The organism is Sporosarcina sp. G11-34 (genome assembly GCF_026931025.1).
The window spans coordinates 356,350-375,452 of sequence record NZ_JAHNZW010000004.1; the positions used below are offsets into that span (position 1 = coordinate 356,350).

General features: G+C 39.4%; 21 protein-coding genes. 4 read left to right on the plus strand and 17 right to left on the minus strand.

Going from position 1 to position 19,103, the window contains the following annotated elements:
* Positions 1-56: 56 nt before the first annotated feature.
* The 7 genes from KSU66_RS08035 to KSU66_RS08065 form a co-directional block, all read right to left on the minus strand.
* Complete coding sequence (locus KSU66_RS08035) at positions 57-1,037, minus strand: tetratricopeptide repeat protein (protein ID WP_269050907.1); 981 nt, start codon at positions 1,035-1,037, stop codon at positions 57-59.
* A gap of 346 nt (positions 1,038-1,383) precedes the next feature.
* A complete protein-coding gene (locus KSU66_RS08040; protein ID WP_269050908.1) occupies positions 1,384-2,853 on the minus strand; it encodes a DHA2 family efflux MFS transporter permease subunit in 1,470 nt (489 codons plus the stop codon).
* Between the two features lie 59 nt (positions 2,854-2,912).
* Entirely contained in the window at positions 2,913-3,332 is a 420-nt protein-coding gene (locus tag KSU66_RS08045) for a MarR family winged helix-turn-helix transcriptional regulator (protein WP_269050909.1), read from the minus strand.
* A 241-nt stretch (positions 3,333-3,573) separates the two neighbouring features.
* The gene (locus KSU66_RS08050) at positions 3,574-5,148 is read right to left on the minus strand and encodes an FAD-dependent oxidoreductase (protein ID WP_443028951.1); all 1,575 of its coding nucleotides are present in this window, start codon (positions 5,146-5,148) and stop codon (positions 3,574-3,576) included.
* A 318-nt stretch (positions 5,149-5,466) separates the two neighbouring features.
* Positions 5,467-6,207: an ABC transporter ATP-binding protein gene (locus KSU66_RS08055; protein ID WP_269050910.1), complete on the minus strand. Its 741-nt coding sequence runs from the start codon at positions 6,205-6,207 to the stop codon at positions 5,467-5,469.
* Position 6,208: 1 nt separating this feature from the next.
* Entirely contained in the window at positions 6,209-7,840 is a 1,632-nt protein-coding gene (locus KSU66_RS08060; RefSeq protein ID WP_269050911.1) for an ABC transporter permease, read from the minus strand.
* 68 nt (positions 7,841-7,908) lie between these two features.
* Positions 7,909-8,973, minus strand: a complete 1,065-nt coding sequence (locus KSU66_RS08065; protein WP_269050912.1) for a Fe(3+) ABC transporter substrate-binding protein — start codon at positions 8,971-8,973, stop codon at positions 7,909-7,911.
* 324 nt (positions 8,974-9,297) lie between these two features.
* Here KSU66_RS08065 and KSU66_RS08070 point away from each other — a divergent pair, with 324 nt between their 5' ends.
* Positions 9,298-10,266, plus strand: a complete 969-nt coding sequence (locus KSU66_RS08070) for a polysaccharide deacetylase family protein (RefSeq protein WP_269050913.1) — start codon at positions 9,298-9,300, stop codon at positions 10,264-10,266.
* Positions 10,267-10,448: 182 nt separating this feature from the next.
* Here the strand turns inward: KSU66_RS08070 and KSU66_RS08075 are convergent, their stop codons facing one another.
* Positions 10,449-11,801, minus strand: a complete 1,353-nt coding sequence (locus tag KSU66_RS08075; RefSeq protein ID WP_269050914.1) for an aspartate aminotransferase family protein — start codon at positions 11,799-11,801, stop codon at positions 10,449-10,451.
* A gap of 96 nt (positions 11,802-11,897) precedes the next feature.
* A complete protein-coding gene (locus tag KSU66_RS08080; protein ID WP_269050915.1) occupies positions 11,898-12,152 on the minus strand; it encodes a hypothetical protein in 255 nt (84 codons plus the stop codon).
* Between the two features lie 118 nt (positions 12,153-12,270).
* Between KSU66_RS08080 and KSU66_RS08085 the strand changes: the two genes are divergently transcribed.
* Positions 12,271-12,768, plus strand: a complete 498-nt coding sequence (locus KSU66_RS08085; RefSeq protein WP_269050916.1) for a DUF1456 family protein — start codon at positions 12,271-12,273, stop codon at positions 12,766-12,768.
* Between the two features lie 135 nt (positions 12,769-12,903).
* Here the strand turns inward: KSU66_RS08085 and KSU66_RS08090 are convergent, their stop codons facing one another.
* The 6 genes from KSU66_RS08090 to KSU66_RS08115 all read right to left on the minus strand — a co-directional run bounded on the left by KSU66_RS08090 (position 12,904) and on the right by KSU66_RS08115 (position 17,040).
* Positions 12,904-13,551 (minus strand): 3-oxoacid CoA-transferase subunit B, encoded by a 648-nt coding sequence (locus KSU66_RS08090; RefSeq protein ID WP_269050917.1) that lies wholly within the window; start codon positions 13,549-13,551, stop codon positions 12,904-12,906.
* Positions 13,548-14,231: a CoA transferase subunit A gene (locus KSU66_RS08095; RefSeq protein ID WP_443028955.1), complete on the minus strand. Its 684-nt coding sequence runs from the start codon at positions 14,229-14,231 to the stop codon at positions 13,548-13,550. The genes KSU66_RS08090 and KSU66_RS08095 overlap by 4 nt, the downstream gene beginning before the upstream one ends.
* Positions 14,232-14,461: 230 nt before the next feature.
* The gene (locus tag KSU66_RS08100) at positions 14,462-15,649 is read right to left on the minus strand and encodes a thiolase family protein (protein ID WP_269050919.1); all 1,188 of its coding nucleotides are present in this window, start codon (positions 15,647-15,649) and stop codon (positions 14,462-14,464) included.
* A 57-nt stretch (positions 15,650-15,706) separates the two neighbouring features.
* A complete protein-coding gene (locus tag KSU66_RS08105) occupies positions 15,707-16,207 on the minus strand; it encodes a hypothetical protein (protein WP_269050920.1) in 501 nt (166 codons plus the stop codon).
* Positions 16,208-16,354: 147 nt separating this feature from the next.
* Positions 16,355-16,654 carry a hypothetical protein gene (locus KSU66_RS08110; RefSeq protein ID WP_269050921.1) on the minus strand — a complete coding sequence of 100 codons (300 nt, stop codon included), beginning with the start codon at positions 16,652-16,654 and terminating at the stop codon, positions 16,355-16,357.
* 32 nt (positions 16,655-16,686) lie between these two features.
* The gene (locus tag KSU66_RS08115) at positions 16,687-17,040 is read right to left on the minus strand and encodes a hypothetical protein (RefSeq protein ID WP_269050922.1); all 354 of its coding nucleotides are present in this window, start codon (positions 17,038-17,040) and stop codon (positions 16,687-16,689) included.
* A gap of 415 nt (positions 17,041-17,455) precedes the next feature.
* Here KSU66_RS08115 and KSU66_RS08120 point away from each other — a divergent pair, with 415 nt between their 5' ends.
* Together KSU66_RS08120 and KSU66_RS08125 are read left to right on the plus strand one after the other, a co-directional pair.
* Positions 17,456-17,719 carry a hypothetical protein gene (locus KSU66_RS08120; protein WP_269050923.1) on the plus strand — a complete coding sequence of 88 codons (264 nt, stop codon included), beginning with the start codon at positions 17,456-17,458 and terminating at the stop codon, positions 17,717-17,719.
* A gap of 313 nt (positions 17,720-18,032) precedes the next feature.
* Positions 18,033-18,209, plus strand: coding sequence for a CsbD family protein (locus KSU66_RS08125; RefSeq protein ID WP_269050924.1), 177 nt, complete (start codon positions 18,033-18,035; stop codon positions 18,207-18,209).
* Between the two features lie 107 nt (positions 18,210-18,316).
* Here KSU66_RS08125 and KSU66_RS08130 read toward each other — a convergent pair whose 3' ends face one another.
* Positions 18,317-18,787, minus strand: coding sequence for a GNAT family N-acetyltransferase (locus KSU66_RS08130; protein WP_269050925.1), 471 nt, complete (start codon positions 18,785-18,787; stop codon positions 18,317-18,319).
* A 201-nt stretch (positions 18,788-18,988) separates the two neighbouring features.
* Positions 18,989-19,103 (minus strand): IS3 family transposase (locus tag KSU66_RS08135; protein ID WP_269050945.1); only part of this gene is annotated, 115 nt, incomplete at its 5' end.

Consider the following 19,103-nt stretch of genomic DNA (forward strand, 5'->3'; position numbering starts at 1 on the left):
ATACCCGATTGACAACCATCTTAGTATATCATACTCTCTTCATCTTACAACAAATTTTATCCCTTCTCCAGCTCCGATACAAGATCTACCCTTTTGATAAGTATATTAAGTTGATTATTAGCCAAAATATTATTCGCAAATAAACTTTCTATGTACTCATCATAGGCACTAGCTATCTCTTCCGGACTCCAATTTCCCCAACTGAATGGAAATGCAGTAATCGCAAACTTTTCAATAAGCCCCGTTGCAAGACTTAGGCGGGATGGATCTTTTTCTAATAATTGTTCCATTGCAAAAAGAACGGCTTGTGTTTTCTCGTCTGCCCCGGGAAGTGTCATCTCTGCCGGAACAACAGTTGTTTCAAAATCGAATTTCCGAACTACTATTTCATCCGTGTAACTAGCCTGCCCCAAAAGTGTAAGGGCAAAGGTTTTAACGAGCGGCGAACCTTCACGACGTTCCGAAACTTCTTTTAAAAGAGGTATTAAAGGGATTAGATTGGCGTCTTCAAGTGAAGCGAGTGTATGTTGTTGCGTCATTACGTCCATTTCATCGAATTCTTCAATTGTAAGTTCTACTTCCGCACCTGTTGACATGTCTTTTCCGTAACGTCCCCACATCCTATTATTCAAATCGCGTAAATATGTAAATTTGTTTACCAGTTCTTCCGGTACTATTTTTTCATCCATTAATGCTTCTATAGTCAGTTCTACTTCTTCGTACTCTTGAAGCTGAATACTAATTGTTATATATAATTCCATTGCTTCAATGTAATTCGCTGTACCACTGTGAAGAAGTTGGGATGCTATTTCCTTTGCACGTTCAAACTCTTTTATCTCGTATAGAGCAATTGCATAAGGAACGAGAAATTCTGGATAATCAGGCTCATAAAGGATTGCTTGGTCAAACTCTTCAACAGCTTTTTCGTAATCCCCAGTTTCTACATAAGTTGTACCTTGTTCAACAAGTTTTTCAAATGTACCAGGAAAGACGACTATATTTTCTTTCTTTCTGAGACGACCATATTTCCTTCGCATTTTTCGTTCTCCTTTCCTCCATTTAAAGGGCATGAAATAATTTTATTTCAAGTTATATCAATACAAAAATTCTAATTGTATGCTACTGCAAACAGTATACGAAATAACAGTGGCGGTCAAGGTTACAAACAATGGAGAAACCAGAAGAGAAGACTACCACCTCAAAACCCAAAATGCCCCCCAAAAATTGTAATTCATCCCCAAAAAAACCATCGTCGATTGAAAATTGACGATGGTTTTTTGATTGTTTAAAACAGTGCACTTCATCAGTTGCATTCAGAATTCGGACCCCCTGACCGGGTTGATTCCTTTCAAAATCTATCGCATCCGCTGAAGGCTTTAGCTTCTACACTACAGCTACTTTTTTATTTTTCTTCGTAATCGAAATCGCCAACAAAATCATGGCAATTAAGCTAACAACCGCAAATATTGTAGCGGCTAAAAAGGCAAAGTTAATACCGTGGAGTAATCCATCCGATGAAATAACGTTTAACTGTTCGGGTGTCGGATTACCACCTGCCTTATTCGCAATTTCTTTCGACACGAATAAATTCGTTTGGGTGGTCATGATCGTTGTCATGACGGCTGTACCAATTGCTCCTGCAATCGCCTGGAGCGTGTTTTGCATTGCAGTGCCATCGCCGTGTAATTTACTAGGCAATGAATTTAGTCCCGCAGTCGTGAGTGGCATCGTTAAGAATGTAAGCCCAATCGACCGAACGATATAAATAAATGCGAGTAATACAATTCCAGATGTATACGTCAAATTGGTGTAGGCCGCGGTCGTTACAACAAGCAAGATGGTCCCAAAAATCCCTATCCATTTGATGCCATATCGGTCATACATTCTTCCAGCAATCATTGACATAATCGCCATGGCAATACTTCCCGGTAAAAGGAACAAACCCGATTCCAATGCAGTCATTCCACGATTACTTTGTAAATAAATCGGTATTAAGATCATTGCCGCATACGTAACACCATTTACGAAGAAGCTAATAATAATTGAAAATGTAAATTCGATTGATTTAAATATTTTTAAATTAATAAGCGGTTCTTTTGTATTCAGTTGTCGAATGACAAATAAAATTAGTGAGATAACACCAACCGCTAGCGAAATGATGGCGGTCATACTACCCCAACCCGCTTTACCTGCAATACCAAACCCGTATAAAATACCTCCGAAACCAAATGTAGAAGTAATAACCCCCGGGATATCAAGCCTAGCAGGTCTCGGTTCCGAGACATTCTTCAGCACAAAAAACGATCCGATTAGAGCCGCTAGCGAAAATGGCAAAATAGCGAAAAAGATATAGCGCCATGATAAAATCGTAATTAAAAACCCCGAAAGCGTTGGACCAACTGCTGGTGCGAACATAATCGCAACTCCAACAATTCCCATTGCCGCGCCGCGCTTCTCCATTGGGAAAAGACGAAACACAACACTGATTAAAAGCGGCATGACGATTCCAGCCCCAACCGCTTGCACAACCCGTCCTGTCAAAAGAATCCCGAAGTTCGGTGCTACTCCACATATTATCGTACCGATTGAGAAAACAATCATCGATGTAAAGAAGAGCTGACGCGTTGAAAAACGAGCCATTAAAAATGCCGTAATTGGAATGAAAATACCGTTAACGAGCATATACAATGTTATCAACCATTGTGCCGTTGCAGTAAAGACGTTAAATTCCTCCGTTAATGTTGGTAATGCAACGTTTAGTACCGTTTGATTTAAAATCGCCGCAATTGCCCCGATTAAAAGTACTGTTAAAATCGGTCCAGTTTTAAACTGATTTATTTCTTGTTCTTTCAATTAAATGAACTCCCTCTTCAAACATACTATTTAGCATGCTAAGTAATTAATTAAAATAATTATCCTTGTAAATTTGTTTCAATTTTTTGCAGGAGTCGCTTCAATATTAATCGATCCTCTATGCTTATACCCTTTAACATTTTATCTTGATGGTTTCTCCAGATTTCACCTATTGGATTTTCAAGTGCACGTCCTTCAGCTGTTAAATAGACTCTCGTTACACGTGCATCCGAAGTATCCCTTCTTCTTGTCACAAGTCCATACTCCTCCAACTTTTTCACCATATTCGTTAAAGTTGGAGGCTCACACCCCATCAGTTCACACAATTCTGTTTGGGTTGCCCCATCTTTTCTCCACAATTGCCAAAGTAAATGATCTTGCCCCACATAGATTTTAATCTCTCTTAACGAATCTGCATAATCTTTTCTTGTCTTTGCCGACGTTTTCGCGAATAATATCCGAATATCATCTTCCAACATATTATCAATCCCTTAAAATTAATTAGCCTGCTAACCATATCTTATATTCAATCGCCTTGTCAATGAAATACATTGCAATATATGAAACACATATACCCTTCAAAAAAACAAAAGGTCCTTTATAATGATTTATACGGAAAGTTCCTGTACAAATCCAATAAAAGGACCTATCCATAGACAGGAATAAACTAAATACTTCATTTTCGTTACAAAAACAATTGCTGAATAAAATTAATTATCGTTAATAACCCGAATCCTTTGATGTTAAATTATCAATCATTTTATAGTCATACTTTTGTAATGGTTTTTCGGCCGGGCCTTCAATCACTTCTCCAGTAAATGAAAATCTAGAACCGTGGCATGGACAATCCCAGGTCCGGTCACCATTGTTCCATTCGACTTCGCATCCGATGTGGGTACAAGTTGTATCTACAATATGTAGTTTTCCCTCATCGTCTTTATAGGCACCTTTTCTATGCCCATCCATCGTAATCACTGCACCTTCCCCGTTCGATAAGTCATCAGGGTTTGTTTGTGGTGAATCCAACTTTCCTTTTATTAGCTGACCGACAACATTAGCGTTCTCCACTAAGAAGTTTTTTAGACTTGGATGTACATAAAATCGAGAAGGTGTATATAACTTCTGAAATGTATTTTTTTTTCCTGAAATCATATCCCGAAATAACAGTGCAGCGGCCGTTCCATTGGACATGCCCCATTTCCGAAAACCCGTAGCGATCAAAATATTTGGTTGTCCCGATGTCAATTCACCGATATAGGGCAATTTGTCTAGCGTCACTAAATCCTGGGCCGACCACCGGTAGACAATCTCTTCCAGTCCAAAAACGTCCTCACCGAAAGCCTCCAACGCCTTGTAATGTTCCATCGTCTCGATTCCTTGACCAGTCTTATGATTTTCACCAACAATAAGCACCACTTCTTCCCCGTCAACCGTTACAGATCGAAGTGAACGTGTTGGCTCATCCGCACTAATATAAATTCCACCCGGAAATTTCTTTTTCGCTTTGACTGCAAGAGCATAAGATCGATTGGCATACAATCTCGTAGAATATAACCCTAATCCCTCATAAAAGGGGAAATGCGAGCAAGCAAGTACATGTTTGGCGGTAACACGATGATCCCCAACAGTTAGAACGGTCGGTTGCTCCCCTGTTTCAATATTTACTGCCGTCGTGTTCTCAAAGATCAGTCCACCTTTTTCCTTGATAAGTTGAATTAAGTGCACTAGATATTTCGTTGGGTGGAACTGCGCTTGGTTTTTCATAACAAGTACTTTTTGTACTTCAATGTCAAATGGAATACTATCGACCAATCCCCCTTCAATACCAATTTTTTCATAGGCTTCTGCTTCTTTTTCAATTTTGCGTGCGTATTTCTCAGTAGTAGCGTATATGTACGCGTCTTGCGTGCTAAAATCGCAATCGATTGTATGTTGGTCCACTGTTTCTTTAATAAATTTTAGCGCCTCCGCATTCGCTTCATAATACAAGCGCGCTTTACTTCTTCCTATATTATGAATGAATTCGTCATATATTAAATCATGTTGTGCTGTGATTTTGGCGGTTGTGTGGCCCGTTGTTCCATTTAACACTTTACCCGCTTCTATAACAGCGACTTTCAAACCTTCGTTAACTAAAAGATAAGCGGATGTAATTCCTGTAATACCCGCTCCGACGATAACGACATCGACATGTAAATCCTCCTCTAAACTTGGAAACTCGGGAAATTCAATACCCGTCCTCCAGTAAGACTCGGGATGCTGCGGCAACTTTCCGTTTTCATTATTTGGGGTCACAATATATCCTCCATTTCAATAGTAAGATAATAGAAGGATTCCCATTCACCACAGGTCTATACACAACCCAACTTGTTAGTCGTCTATGTTCTTACCCTCCAAGTTCTTCTATTTATGTTGAATTAAATATTCAAACCCGAAAAACTCCAATGATGATAACTTTACCGAGCCGTTGATTTTCGTTCCGAGCGGACGCTCGGAACGGAAATCAACTAGGTGGCATATGCTTTAGTTTGACCTATGTATTTCTATACTTTTTGAAACAAAAAAGCTTCATCCTGAAGAACCGGATGAAGCCATACTATATTTTTTCTTGTATCAAACACCGACGAGTTCTTCGTAAGTGATCTCAATCATACCCGGAATTTCTGTCGGGGATACGCCAAGCAAGTCGCAAGGGCGTCCAATTTTGTCGATTTTTCCATCTTTAACTTTTATGATGCGGTCTGCAAGTGCATGGGCATCGTTTTGATTATGCGTGACAAATATCGCAGTTGTTTTTGCTTTCTTTAAAATCCGTCTGAGATCGCCACGAATTTTCACTTGCAAATCCGTATCTAAGTTACTGAATGGCTCATCAAGAAGGATTAGTTCAGGCTCCGGTGCCATTGCTCGCGCAAGTGCAACTCGTTGCTGCTGACCTCCGCTTAACTGGTGTGGATAACGTTTTTCAAATCCCGTAAGTTCAACAAGTTCAAGCACTTCTTGCGCTCGTTTGTTTTTGTCTTTTCGACTCATTTTAGGAAGCCCGAATAGTATATTGTCTTTAACAGTCATATGAGGAAACAGCGCGTAGTCCTGGAAAACCATACCAATCCCACGCTTTTCAGGCTGAAGGAATGTCTTTTGGCAAAACATTTTCTTGCCGTTAAGAGTAAATGAACCCCCTAAAGGCATTTCAAGCCCTGCAATTAAGCGTAAAAATGTACTTTTTCCACTTCCACTGCGACCAAGCATTGAAATAACCTCTCCTTTTTCTACCGTGAAGCAAAAATTATCCACCGTTTTTGAAGGGGAATTCGGATAGGAGAATTCTAAACCTTTAATTTCCATATACATATTATTCTGGCTCCTCTCTGAGTAACTTATGGAAAACGAAAATCGCAATCGTACTCACCCCGACAATCAATAACGAAGCTTGGGATGCTTCCATAATCTTTTCATCACTTGCATATTGAAAGGCCTTCGTGGCCAATGTGTCGTAATTAAATGGTCGTAAAATTAATGTTAACGGAATTTCTTTTAGTATATCAACAAACACTAGGATAAAACCACTAATAATAGCGCCCTTCATCATCGGAATATCTACTTTAAAAAATGTCCGAAGGCTGTTTGCCCCAAGCATACGGGATGCATCACGGAAATCTGTCCCGATTTTATCGAAACCTGATTCAATCGAATTATAACCGATTGCAAAAAATCGTATGACATAGGCGCTTATAAGCATAAACAGACTGACGCTTAAAACGAGCTCCGAATCGATACCGATGAATTGGTATACAGGCGCAAGGAATCGGTCAAGCGCGATGAATGTTGTAATAACAGCTACAGCAACAACTACCCCGGGTATCGAATAGCCAAGGACCGTCAATTTCGGCAACACTTTCGCATACTTATGATTGACCACTCGACTAAAGTTACCAACAACCAATGAAAATATAATGATCAGAAAAGCACCGAGACCCGCCACAATAACCGAGTTTTTTGTATAGAATAGTACTTCCTGCATCGGTACTTTACCGAGCGTAAGAATGACCCAGTCAACTAACTGAAGGACTGGGACAAGAAACGCCACACTAAAAATAACAACTGTGTACAGCGTCGCAAATACTGCTTTCTTCCCTTTTAGTTTTACAGGTGGAAGTGGTCTGACTTTTGTCGTGGAATAACTATATTGTTTTCCACCGCGCAGTAAACGTTCAATGATTAGCATGAAAATAACGATTCCCATAAGTGAGGCAGCTAGTTTGATTGAAGACTCCAAATCACCAAGTCCGAACCATGTTTGAAAAATGGCCGTACTAAACGTCTGGATTCCAAAATATTTTACTACGCCATAATCATTCAGCACTTCCAATATGACTAGACTCGCTCCGCCGATGATGGACACTCGGGAAATCGGCAGTACAATCTTGAAAAAAATTTCCCAAGGGCCCTTACCAAGTGTTCGCGCACTTTCAATTAAAGATGCCGCTTGTTGGGAAAGAAAAATTCTTGTAATCATATAGACGTATGGATAAAGAAATAGTGTATAAATGAAAATCGCACCCGGGACAGTCATAATGTCAAAATACGCCGGATTTGGGGTGATATCAAAATGATTACGAAGTGTCTTTTGAATAACACCCGTGTAATTAATAATGCCATGATACGTATAAGCACCTATAAAAGGCGGAATCGATAAAGGAAGAATAAGTGCCCACTTCATAAAATTCCTTAGTGGAAAATTATATTGAGCTATGAGCCAAGCTAAGCTGAGCCCAATCGCAATCGTGAACAACGCTGTAAAGAAAACGAGTGTGAGCGAAGTCTTTATATAATCAAAGAGCATGAATTCTTTTATATGCGCCCAATTTTCACTTGTCGGGGAAAAAATGCCCGAAACAATCGACACATTCGGTAAAAACAGCAAGATGATGATAAGTACTGCACCAATCGTCCACCCGTTCACATTAGCTAAATGCTTGTTCATGACAAAACCCATCCTTTACCTTTTCCGCAATAACCCCCTTACCGAAAATTCGGTAGGGGGCTTAGTTTTTATTTCCAGCCGACTTCGTTAAAAATCATAATCGCTTTCGCGTTATTTTCTCCGAGTATCGATAATGGTATATCTTGTTCTTTAAAGTCTCCCCAAGATTTGAGAAGCTCCGAAGGTTCTACATTTTCATTCACAGGGAATTCATAGTTTGCAGAGGCAAACACGCCTTGTGCTTCTTCCCTCGTAAGGAATTCAAGTAATTTAAGTGCGTTCTCCGCATTTTTCGCGTCTTTAATGACTCCAGCCCCACTAATATTTATATGTGTGCCAGTTGTTTCTTGGTTTGGAAAGAAGACACCGAGGTCTTCTGCTACTTTCACTTCTTCCGGTTCTTGTGAATTTAGCATTTGGCCGAAATAGTACGAATTCATAATCGCGACGTCACCGATGCCCGCAGCAATTGCTTTTGCCTGATCCCGATCTCCGCCCCCGGGGGTTTGAGCAAAGTTATCTACGATACCTTGAGCCCATTCCTTAGCTTTTTCTTCACCATTTAGCTCGATGAATGAAGCAAGAAGGGATTGGTTATAGACGCTTTCAGATGACCGGACAAGAACACGGCTTTTCCACTTGTCTTCTGTAAGCGCTTCGTATGTGGAAAGCTCTTCAGGTTTTACCTTATCTTTATTATACACTAGAATTCTCGCACGTTTCGTCAAACCAACCCACATATCGTCAACATCCCGTAAATTTTCAGGTATTTGTTTCGATAATATGTCACTTGACACGGCTTGGAGAATTCCTTCTTCTTTCGCGCGGTACAGTCTGCCAACATCGGCAGTCAGTAATAAGTCCGCTTTCGTTGCCGTTCCTTCACGTTTAATACGTTCGATCAGTACATCTGCTTCATCTTTGATAACATTAACTTTAATGCCCGTTTCTTCTTCAAACTTCTTATATAATCCATCATCAACATCATAATGGCGGCTTGTATACAAATTCACTTCCGATTTCCCCGTTTTCTTTGCACCTGTATCAGTGCCACTTTCCTTTTTAGTCGTATTTCCACATGCAGCAAGTACGAGCATCATGGCAACAACTAGTAAGATCAAACTCTTCTTCATATTTTTCCATCCCCAGACATTTGATTTTCGATTGAAAATGATTCTCAATCTCACTGATTATGTTATAACGAAATCCGTTGGATGTCAATATAAAGTATATGTAAAAACAGTGTTTCATTTTCTCGTGCTTGTCGAGCGCTAATTTTCTATTTGTTAGGTCTGTAATACTTGCTGGATAAAGAAAAGTATAGTCCAACTGTAAATGGGAAACCTACTATATCAAGATATGAATGGAGGATTACCCATGATACAAAGAAGTAAAGCTACAATAAATTTACCTGAGCATCTACATTCAATTACCTTTTTTGTACAAGTGGAAAAAGAATGCCATTGAGAAAAGTCATTTATATCACCCTAATTTTTGTTTTGTTCATCTCAATTCCAATAGTCTCCAATAAGGTATTGCCAGCTATTTCTTCGGGGTCTGGCGCCGAAAGCCCTATCTCGACTTTCTCAGAAATTAATAAAGAGGACTTATATAAAAAGATTAGTACGTATAGTAACCAACATAAAATTGAGCCGATTGATGCAATAATTGACAGGGTTTGGAAAGCAATACCAGGATATAATGGGTTGGAAGTAGACATTGAAGCCAGTTATAAAAACATGAAGCCTGGCACTAGTATGGATACAAACAAAATCATCTTCAAAGAAGTATCTCCGACAATCCATCTAGACGACTTAGACCCTTCACCTATTTATCGTGGAAATCCCGAAAAACCAATGGTATCCCTATTAATAAATGTAGCTTGGGGGAACGAATACATCCCAAGGATTCTTAAAGTCCTAAGTGATTCCCAAGTTAAGGCAACATTCTTTTTTGATGGGAGCTGGGTTAAAAAGAATCCCGATTTAGCTATGACGATTCATCTCGAAGGTCATGAAATAGGCAACCATGCCTATAGTCATCCTGATTTAAAGCACCGTTCCATAGCTGAAACAACAGAGGAATTGAAAAAGACCAATCATATTATTGAAGCAACTGTTGGGACAAAACCAAAGTGGTTTGCACCACCAAGCGGAAGTTTTAATCAGGAAACCATTCATGTTGCCGATAGGCTCGGAATGAAAACTATTTTATGGACGGTCGATACAGTCGACTGGAGAAAACCTGCGACGTCAGAAATGGTTAGTCGTGTTGTGGCAGGAGTGGCCAATGGTTCAATGGTTCTTATGCATCCTACAAAACCGGTTGCTGAAGGGCTAGAAACTATGATAACTGAAATTAAAACGAAAGGATATTACCTAGGAACCGTTAGTGACCTGATGAGTGAAAAACGTATCGACAAATAATCCGGTATCCCCAATCACGCCTGGGCACACCGGATTATTTAAACGATTAATAAATTATTTGCGACGTCTGCCAATGATTAAACCATTGGCAGACGTCGTTCAAATATAAGAATACCTCACTTATAGAACGAGAGATTCCAATGACCGCAAACAACACTTTGGTGTGTTGCCTTGCGGTTCGCTTAATTTACTTTTTCAAACAGTTCCGCAATTTCTTCGAAAGCTTTTGAAAAAGCAGTCGCTGTGCTCTCGATGTCTTCAGCAGTCATAACCGTTGAAAGATTCATCATTCCCCGTGGTGCGATGAAGATTCCGTTGTTGATCATTTTCAGATGTAGAACTTTCATTAAATCGCCATATTGATTAGCAGTTTCGGCATAGTTTGTCGGCACTTTTTCAGTAAAATGAAGATTGAGCATCGAGCCCACCCTTGAAATAGATACAGGTATTTCGTTTTTCTGAATGGCCTCATTGATTTTCAGTTCCAGTAATTCGGATAACTTCTTCATACATTGTATTACATTTTCTGTTAATAACTCCATTGCTGCGATACCCGCGACCATTGACATTTTATTGCCGTTAAACGTACCACCGTGTGGGATTGCATGCTCCTGATAAGGATCGAATCCCTTCATAATATCATCTTTCCCACCAAAGGCGCCGATTGGAAACCCACCGCCAATAATTTTAGCAATTGCTGTTAAGTCAGGAATGACTCCAAACTTCTTTTGTGCACCACCTGTGCTTAAACGAAGGGTTTGAACCTCGTCAAATATTAGTAGCACGTGATATTGGTTTGCCAACTTACGCAACTGTTCCAAAAAGCCAGGTTCAGGCGCAATGACGCCCGCTACGCCCATGACAGGTTCGACGAGAATGGCTGCGACTTCATCCTGTTTTTGCAATAGAATCTCTTCAACTGCGCGTGCATTATTGAATGGTGCGATAAAGATGTCTTTCGCAACGTTTTCAGAAAGCCCCGCGCAATCGGGAATTGGTTTCCAAGGGTCTTGGTGAGATTTCTCTGTGATTAAAGGTTTGGTTGAATACTCAACAAGATCGTGGGTTCCATGGTAACCGCCCTCCATCTTAATGATTGCAGTCTTCTTTGTAAAAGCGCGTGCAGCCCGAATAGCGAACATAGTTGCTTCTGTTCCGGAGTTACAAAAACGGACCTTCTGCATACTTGGAATCCGTTCACAAAGAATTTTGGCTAATGTCGTTTGTTCGGGTATCGAGGCTGCATAAGCCGTTCCCAACGGAAGTGCCTCCCGCACTTTTTCAACTATATAAGGGTGTGCATGTCCATGAATCATAGATGTGTAGTTATTCACAAAATCGATGTACTTATTTCCATCCAAGTCGAATAAATAAGCACCTTCGGCACGCTCAATCGTTGGCGGATAAGGTTGAAAAAATGCGATAGTTCTTGTATCTCCACCAGGCATATATTGCTTTGCCATTTCGTAGGTCTGCTCTGATTGTGGAGTCTTTTCTTTGTATATTTCTTGTTCTCTTTCATAAGAGGTTTTCATGTTTTTTATTCCCCCTTTAAATTAAATATCGACGCTAATCAGAATACTACACACTATTCTATTAATACATTATCATACTACCATCTGTATCTGCATTCAATCGCTTGTTTCATCAAGCACCCAAGGAATATGCGCTTCAAAATCCAATTGAAGCACCGGATTTTGAAAACCATTTGGAACAAGTTCTAATTCTTTTGAAAAACCAAATGTGAAATTCTTTATCTGGACTGTATTCGTATCGTTCCAGTTGCTCATCGTACATAGTTCACCTGTTAACACTCTGCCTACAAGATGATAATTCCCAATGTACATCGTAGCTATTAGAAGATTGGTGTTAGTAGAACATTCCATATTCTTCTTTTCCAATGGCTAACATTACGAATAACAGTAAAAAAACTTCTTTTATGCTATTATAAGTTGAAATCAATGAAGCTGTTACGTACATTTTTATAGGAGGTTATATAAAAACATGAATAATAATGATTTGTTAATTAGACTAAGATACGCTCTAGATATAAAAAATTCACAGATGGTGGAAATATTTAAACTTGGTGACATTGAAGTAACAAAAGCAGAAGTACTGAAGATACTAACAAAAGTAGATGACAGTTCCACTGATGATGAGGAATATATGATTTGTACAGACAGTATGTTGGATTCATTTTTAAATGGTTTTATTATTTTTAAAAGGGGTAAACAAGAGCCAAAACCAGGACAAGCTGAAAAACCGGCATCTGCTACAAAGATTACCGAAAACACCAATAACATCCTTCTGAAAAAAGTGAAAATAGCGCTCACATTAACAAGCGAAGACATGCTTGGGATATTGGAAGAAGCCGGGATCACTATAACAAAAGGCGAACTAGGCGCTGTATTAAGAAAAGAAGGACATAGGAATTATAAAGAGTGCGGGGATCGATACGCTCGGAACTTCTTAAAAGGATTGGCCTTAAAATATAAGGTATAAGGGTCTATAAAAAAAATTGCACCTTCAATTGTTAGATACACTAATAATTGGAGGTGCAATTTTTTATGTCTGTGGTTCTTTCTCTGTACCCAACGATTGAAGTTCAGATTGCGTCAATCAAAACTGCTTCTCAAGTCAAACTTTTTCCTTCTCCAATGTTAATTGTTCATTTATCGAATATTTTGCTGTTGTTTTTGATTTAACTTCTTCTAACGTTGCATTGCCCATGAGTTCAACTAGCTCGTATTGACCTTCTTTCCATTTAAATACAGCTAATTCAGTAATAATCGTATCTGCCACACGTTGGGATGTAATTGGAAATGTACATTCGTCTACAATTTTTGGTGAACCGTCCGCAGAGACATGACTTGTCGTAATTATTATTTCCTTTGCACCTTCCAATAAATCCATCGCTCCGCCGACACCGATAATGTCTTTCCCAGGAATCGCCCAGTTCGCTATCCTTCCCATAGAATCAATTTGTAAAGCCCCAAGAACAGCTACGTCTATGTGCCCCCCGCGAATCATCGCAAAAGAATCGGCACTGCTGAAGTAAGACGCGCCCAATGCTTCCTTGACAGGCATCTTACCTGCATTTACGACTAATGGATCTATATTTTCCTCTTCTACAGAAGTAACACCAAGCATTCCATTTTCAGTATGAAGTATATGAAATTCGTCATCTATATAATTAGCGACCAATGTCGGGATTCCTATTCCAAGATTAATAATAGAATAAGGGGTAAGCTCCTTCGCCGCACGCTTCGCGATTAACTCCCTCATACTTTCTTCACCCCTTCTTTTGTTAATATCCATTCGCTTTTCACTATAGCATCTACATACAAATGAGGAGTCACAATGTCGTCAGGCGATAACTCCCCTACTTCCACAATTTCATCGACTTCAGCAATGACATAAGAAGCAGCCGTAGCCATGTTGGGATTAAAATTGCGAGCCGTCTTATAATAAACTAGGTTGCCCATTCGATCTGCTTTCCACGCTTTAATGATGGCAACATCCGCTTTTAAACTTTTTTGCAATAAATATTTCTCACCGTCAATTTCTTTTAATTCTTTACCAATTGCTAAATCTGTTCCTACTGCTGTTTTAGTATAAAACCCGCCAATTCCAGCTCCGCCGGCTCTTATCGCTTCAGACATTGTCCCTTGAGGTAAGAGTTCGATTTCAAGCTCTCCAGCATTGTAATATTTCGCAACATCACGATTACTTGTAAAATAAGAACCTATCGCTTTCTTAAATTTGCCTTGTCTTAAAAGAATTCCTAACCCTTCTCCTGATTCGCCCACGTTATTGCTAATCACTGTGAGTTCTGATACATCATGTTCCTTTAAGTACTCGATGACCGATAGCGGACATCCGATTAATCCGAAGCCGCCTACCATAATTGTCTGCCCTGACTTTATATTCCCAACGACGGCAGAAATGGTTTTCTGTTTATTTATCCTCATACTTCCATCTTCTCCTTTTCTTAATCGACTTCGCATAAAGAATATCTCACTTTTCAAATATAGAAATCACACACAAATAGGATTCTTTTGGATTGATGACTTCGTTTTTCCTTCATTCCCGTTCCAATCCCATGGCAGGACATCATAAGGAGTTTATTGTCATCGTATATATAATAAGATGCGGACGCCCTGGTCAAACTCTTCACATTCACTATTTCAACTATTCATTGTAAATTTTCGACAACTGTCGTGATCCCTTGTCCCCCACCAATGCAAAGAGTGACAAGACCGTATTTCACATCTCTTCGCGCCATCTCGTGAAGTAATTTAGTCATTAAGATTGCCCCCGTAGCCCCAATTGGGTGACCAAGTGCTATTGCTCCACCATTCACATTCACTTTATCAATATCCATTCCAGCCTCTTTGATGACGGACAACGCTTGTGCAGAGAATGCTTCGTTCAATTCAATCAAATCAATATCATCTATTGTTAAACCACATTGTGCCAAAGCTTTTTGTGTAGAACTGACCGGACCAATCCCCATTACCTCTGGAGAAACACCACTCACTGCTTGAGCAATAATTTTCGCTTTCGGTTTCAATCCATATTCTTCTAACTTTTTTCCCGACATCATAAGAACGGCTGATGCACCGTCATTTCTTCCACTCGCATTTCCCGCAGTGACAGAACCACCTTCTTTGAAAACTGTACGAAGTTTCGCCATCTGCTCTTTCGTAGATTTTCGTGGGTGTTCGTCAACTTCAAATGAAAGGCTGTTACCCCTATCTTTTACTTCGAACGGAACGATTTCATCTTTAAAACGACCTTCACTAATTGCATTTTCCGCAAGAAGTTGACTTCTCATTGCAAATTCATCTTGCTCTTCCCGTGAAATCTTATATTGGTCAGCCAAATTTTCAGCCGTATACCCCATAGTCAAATCCCCATACTTTTCAGCAGGTTGTGAGCATGGTTGACTTTCGGTGTTCGGATCCAATAGTAGTCCATTTCCTGCACCAAAACCGTAACGTGCATTTCGGATATAATACGGTGCTGTACTCATACTTTCTGCACCACCCGCAATAACAACATCTGATAACCCGAGCCTAATTTGCTGATCCGCATTGTTAATCGCTTGTAAACCAGATCCACATTGACGATGCACTGTATATCCTGGAACGGTCACTGGTAGTTCTGCTCTAAGAGTTGCTAAACGAGCCAAGTTTGACGTGTCTGCGCTTTGTTTTGCCTGACCCAAAATGACTTCATCGACTTCGATTTCTTTATTTGTTCTATCCATCAACTCTCTTATTACTTTTTCCGCCAACTGGTCGACAGTAACGTCTTTTAACGAACCACCCATTCGACCAATCGCAGTCCTTACCGATTCAACAATATAAGCCTCCCGCATTATGCCTTACCTCCATATTCACGTTTTAATTCGCCTGCGATAATGTTCCTTTGAATTTCAGAAGTACCTTGTATGTGCACCAATAAGCGTTGTGTATCCATTATGAGTTTTCCCTAGTTTAATTCCAACGACTTCCATCGATTCATCGTAACGTGGTTTAAAATCAATATCTTTTCGCGCTCCCCAGATGTCTTCCCCAAGCCAAAGTGGAATAATAACCGCTTCATCATTTAAGCGATGCTGAATATCGGTAAAATTCTGTTGACGCTTTTCTTGGTCGAATTCGCCGAAGCTTTCTTGAATCTCGTTTAATAGTTCTGGATTATTACGCCAACGGTAGACTCCAGTAGGTGAGAAAAAGAAAGTCAAATAATTTTCACCTTCAGTAGATGCCGCCGATGTATAAAAGAACATGTCATCCATCTTTCGACTTGACATTTGTTCCATATATACGCCCGTTAGTACTGACTTTCCGACCGACACGAGCAAAACTATGTTAGTAATCTTATAAAGCAGGCATTCCGATTTCCCTTCACCAACGGAATCTAGTTCCGCCAAGGGCAATTAAAGCATACATTAGTCTTTTTACTTAGTCAATACAAAGTATTCAGTTAGTTGTATTGTCAGTGCTCCTATATTTAACTATACAAATAACAGGCTACAGGGTGCCCATCTTCCATAACTGCAAGGGGTGGTGTTTGCGTTTTACATATCTCCATACAACTTACACAGCCTCTGGCGAATGATCCCGCTGTAGATAGCAAAGTTAGCTTTAAATATCTTATCCAGGAAAACAAGATCAGCTTCCGGCATTTTAGTTACCGTATTACACTTGTATACGCCTTGTTCAAGGCCTTTTAAAGACAATGGGTCAAACACTTCTTCAACAGAAGCATGAATCACAGTCTTCTCAAATCGTTTTGATATAGAAAGACAATAAGACGTGAAAGGTGCCAGAAGCATTATGCTTCTGGCACCTTTCACGTCTGGTACTAATTTACCCAAAACTATTCGCAAGGTAGATTTTCCATTATCTATTAAGGGGTCAGCTGAATTGATTGGCTGCAAACATTGCAATAACTTTTTTCGGCCGGCATCCGCATTGAATGGGATCCACCGCAACCACAATGGGCATACCGTGTACACATACACGGATTACACTTGCACTGGATGCCAGCATGGTGCCCTGCGGGTTGTTTTAACTGTTCAACATTAAATCCGCCATGCGGCATAGGCATATGTTGAATCGCTCCCGGATGCATAAACGGTTGGCACACTATACTGTAAACAGGTACCCAACCGCATGGAACGGGAAAGGTTGAATGACCATTTGCGGTATGAGGTTCCGCCCGTTCCCAAAACATATCCGCACTACTGACTGATTCTTTCATTTCTTCTCCCCTTTGATGCTATTAGTTAGAAATGCTTCTATCCCCAATCTAGGTTTACCGAATGTAGGTTGACCCTTTATGCTCCTCAAATGCAAGTGCATAGTGTTTGGAAATTCTACGCAATGCATCGCCTTTCACAAAATATGAATCCCCGGCTAAAACTTTCCCTTCCATCCATTCATCGTATAACCAAATGCACAGCCTTGTGACGCTAATTTCCGGCGGTACGCACCGTTTAGAATGCTCGTAGTGTACTTGCTGGGCAGGAAATCCGTCCTAGAAAATAGCGAGGAACAAAAAGGAAACCGATTGTGACTGCTGATTGAATGATGATTAGCGTTTTTTATGCTAAGCACCCAACAGCAGCTAATGCATAGAATAAATTGAAGATAATTAAGTACTGGAGGGTAAGCAATTGAATAAAACCAATGATTATTTTCCCCAAAATGATCTTACTTCCAATAAAAGAAACCAAGCCGCCAAGCTCGCAGTAATCGGTGAAGTGATTACTGCTTTAGGCGTTGTGATATCCACTTTGTCAACTGTTCTTGAATTCGAAACATCACAAGAAAACAATGAAATTAATGAAATGAAAGCGCAAATTAACTATTTAACAAGCGAGCTGAATAAACTTAAAGGCTCATGTTGCTGGGAGGATCATAATCGGGGGGTCAGATGATTTTAAAGAATGACAGAAAAAGCACCAGTTATGATGCTCATTCATTAGGTTCAAACCCATTTTCTAGTAAATCCAATATATCTTCCTTTTGCCAATCGAAATTACTCGCACCATTAATATACTCTCCGCTTTCGTCTACCCGTTGATATTTTTAGCAAGAGACATTCGGTTTTCAAGTAAATAAAGACTGTCAATAGATAATCTTCTGTTGTTCAACATTCATACTTTTGTTACTTATAATTTTCAAACTTATGTTTACTGAAATATAACGAGGGGTATACAACTATTATAGAAATAAAGGGAGGAATATATTATGAGCGGATTTAAAGACAAAATTGAAGGTGCGGTTGATAAAGTGAAGGGCGAGGTAAAAGACCAGTTCGGGAAATTAACGAATGACAAAGGTAAACAAATTGAAGGTAAAATCGATAAAGCAAAAGGTTCGATAAAAAATACAATTGGGGAAGTTAAAGATACACTTGATAAATAACATTTAGGGCGACTACTCTTGAATTTTGGGTAGTCGCCTTTCGTTTCGTCGGTATTGAAAGTAAAAGACCTTCAATAGACGATATCCTGTTGACTGAGGAATAAAAGTTATAGAAGTTTTTTCTCCATGGAAACAACTTTTATATTTATACCGTTTGGTTTATGTACAATTTCCTCATCATGGATACGATATCCTATCGAACTATATAATTTTATGTTTTTAGGCACAGTCATTCGAACTTTACACAGCATCTTAGTTTTTTCATTTTGTTTTGCATAGTCATCTAAAGACTTTAATATTCCCTTAGCAATGCCTTGCCCCTGTTTTTCTGGAATAACAGATAACCTATAAAAATAAACACCATTATCTGTTAATCGAAAACGAACCATCCCTACTGGTTCATCACCAATATAACTAATTAAAGCCTGTTCACCATCTTCTAACGCTGTTGATATAGTTTGTACCGTTTCCTCCAAAGCACTTGAAGGAGGTACTTCGTCTTTATATTCCATAAATGCTTTAATCATTAAGTCGTAAATTAATGGTGCATCCGATGCTTCTGCAATTTTAACTTTCATAATAAGTCCTCCTCTTTGTTTATCCTTTTTTGATGAAATAGTTTTCTTGTCGCTAATTCTACAACTATATAATGCTACATACTTTTCCAGATTAGTCTTTAACCTTTATCATATGAGTAGTGTTTAGACTTTGCAAACTCAAATAAAAAAGACGACTAACTCCCAAATAATGATGTGACCCCTTAAAGTTAGAGTTTTATATTAAGCAGCTTGTTGGCTGGTGTGAAGACGGTATTGTACCGGACTCATGCCCGCCAATTTCTGTTTGATTCGTTTGTTATTATAGTAATGAATATACAATTCGATATCACTTTTT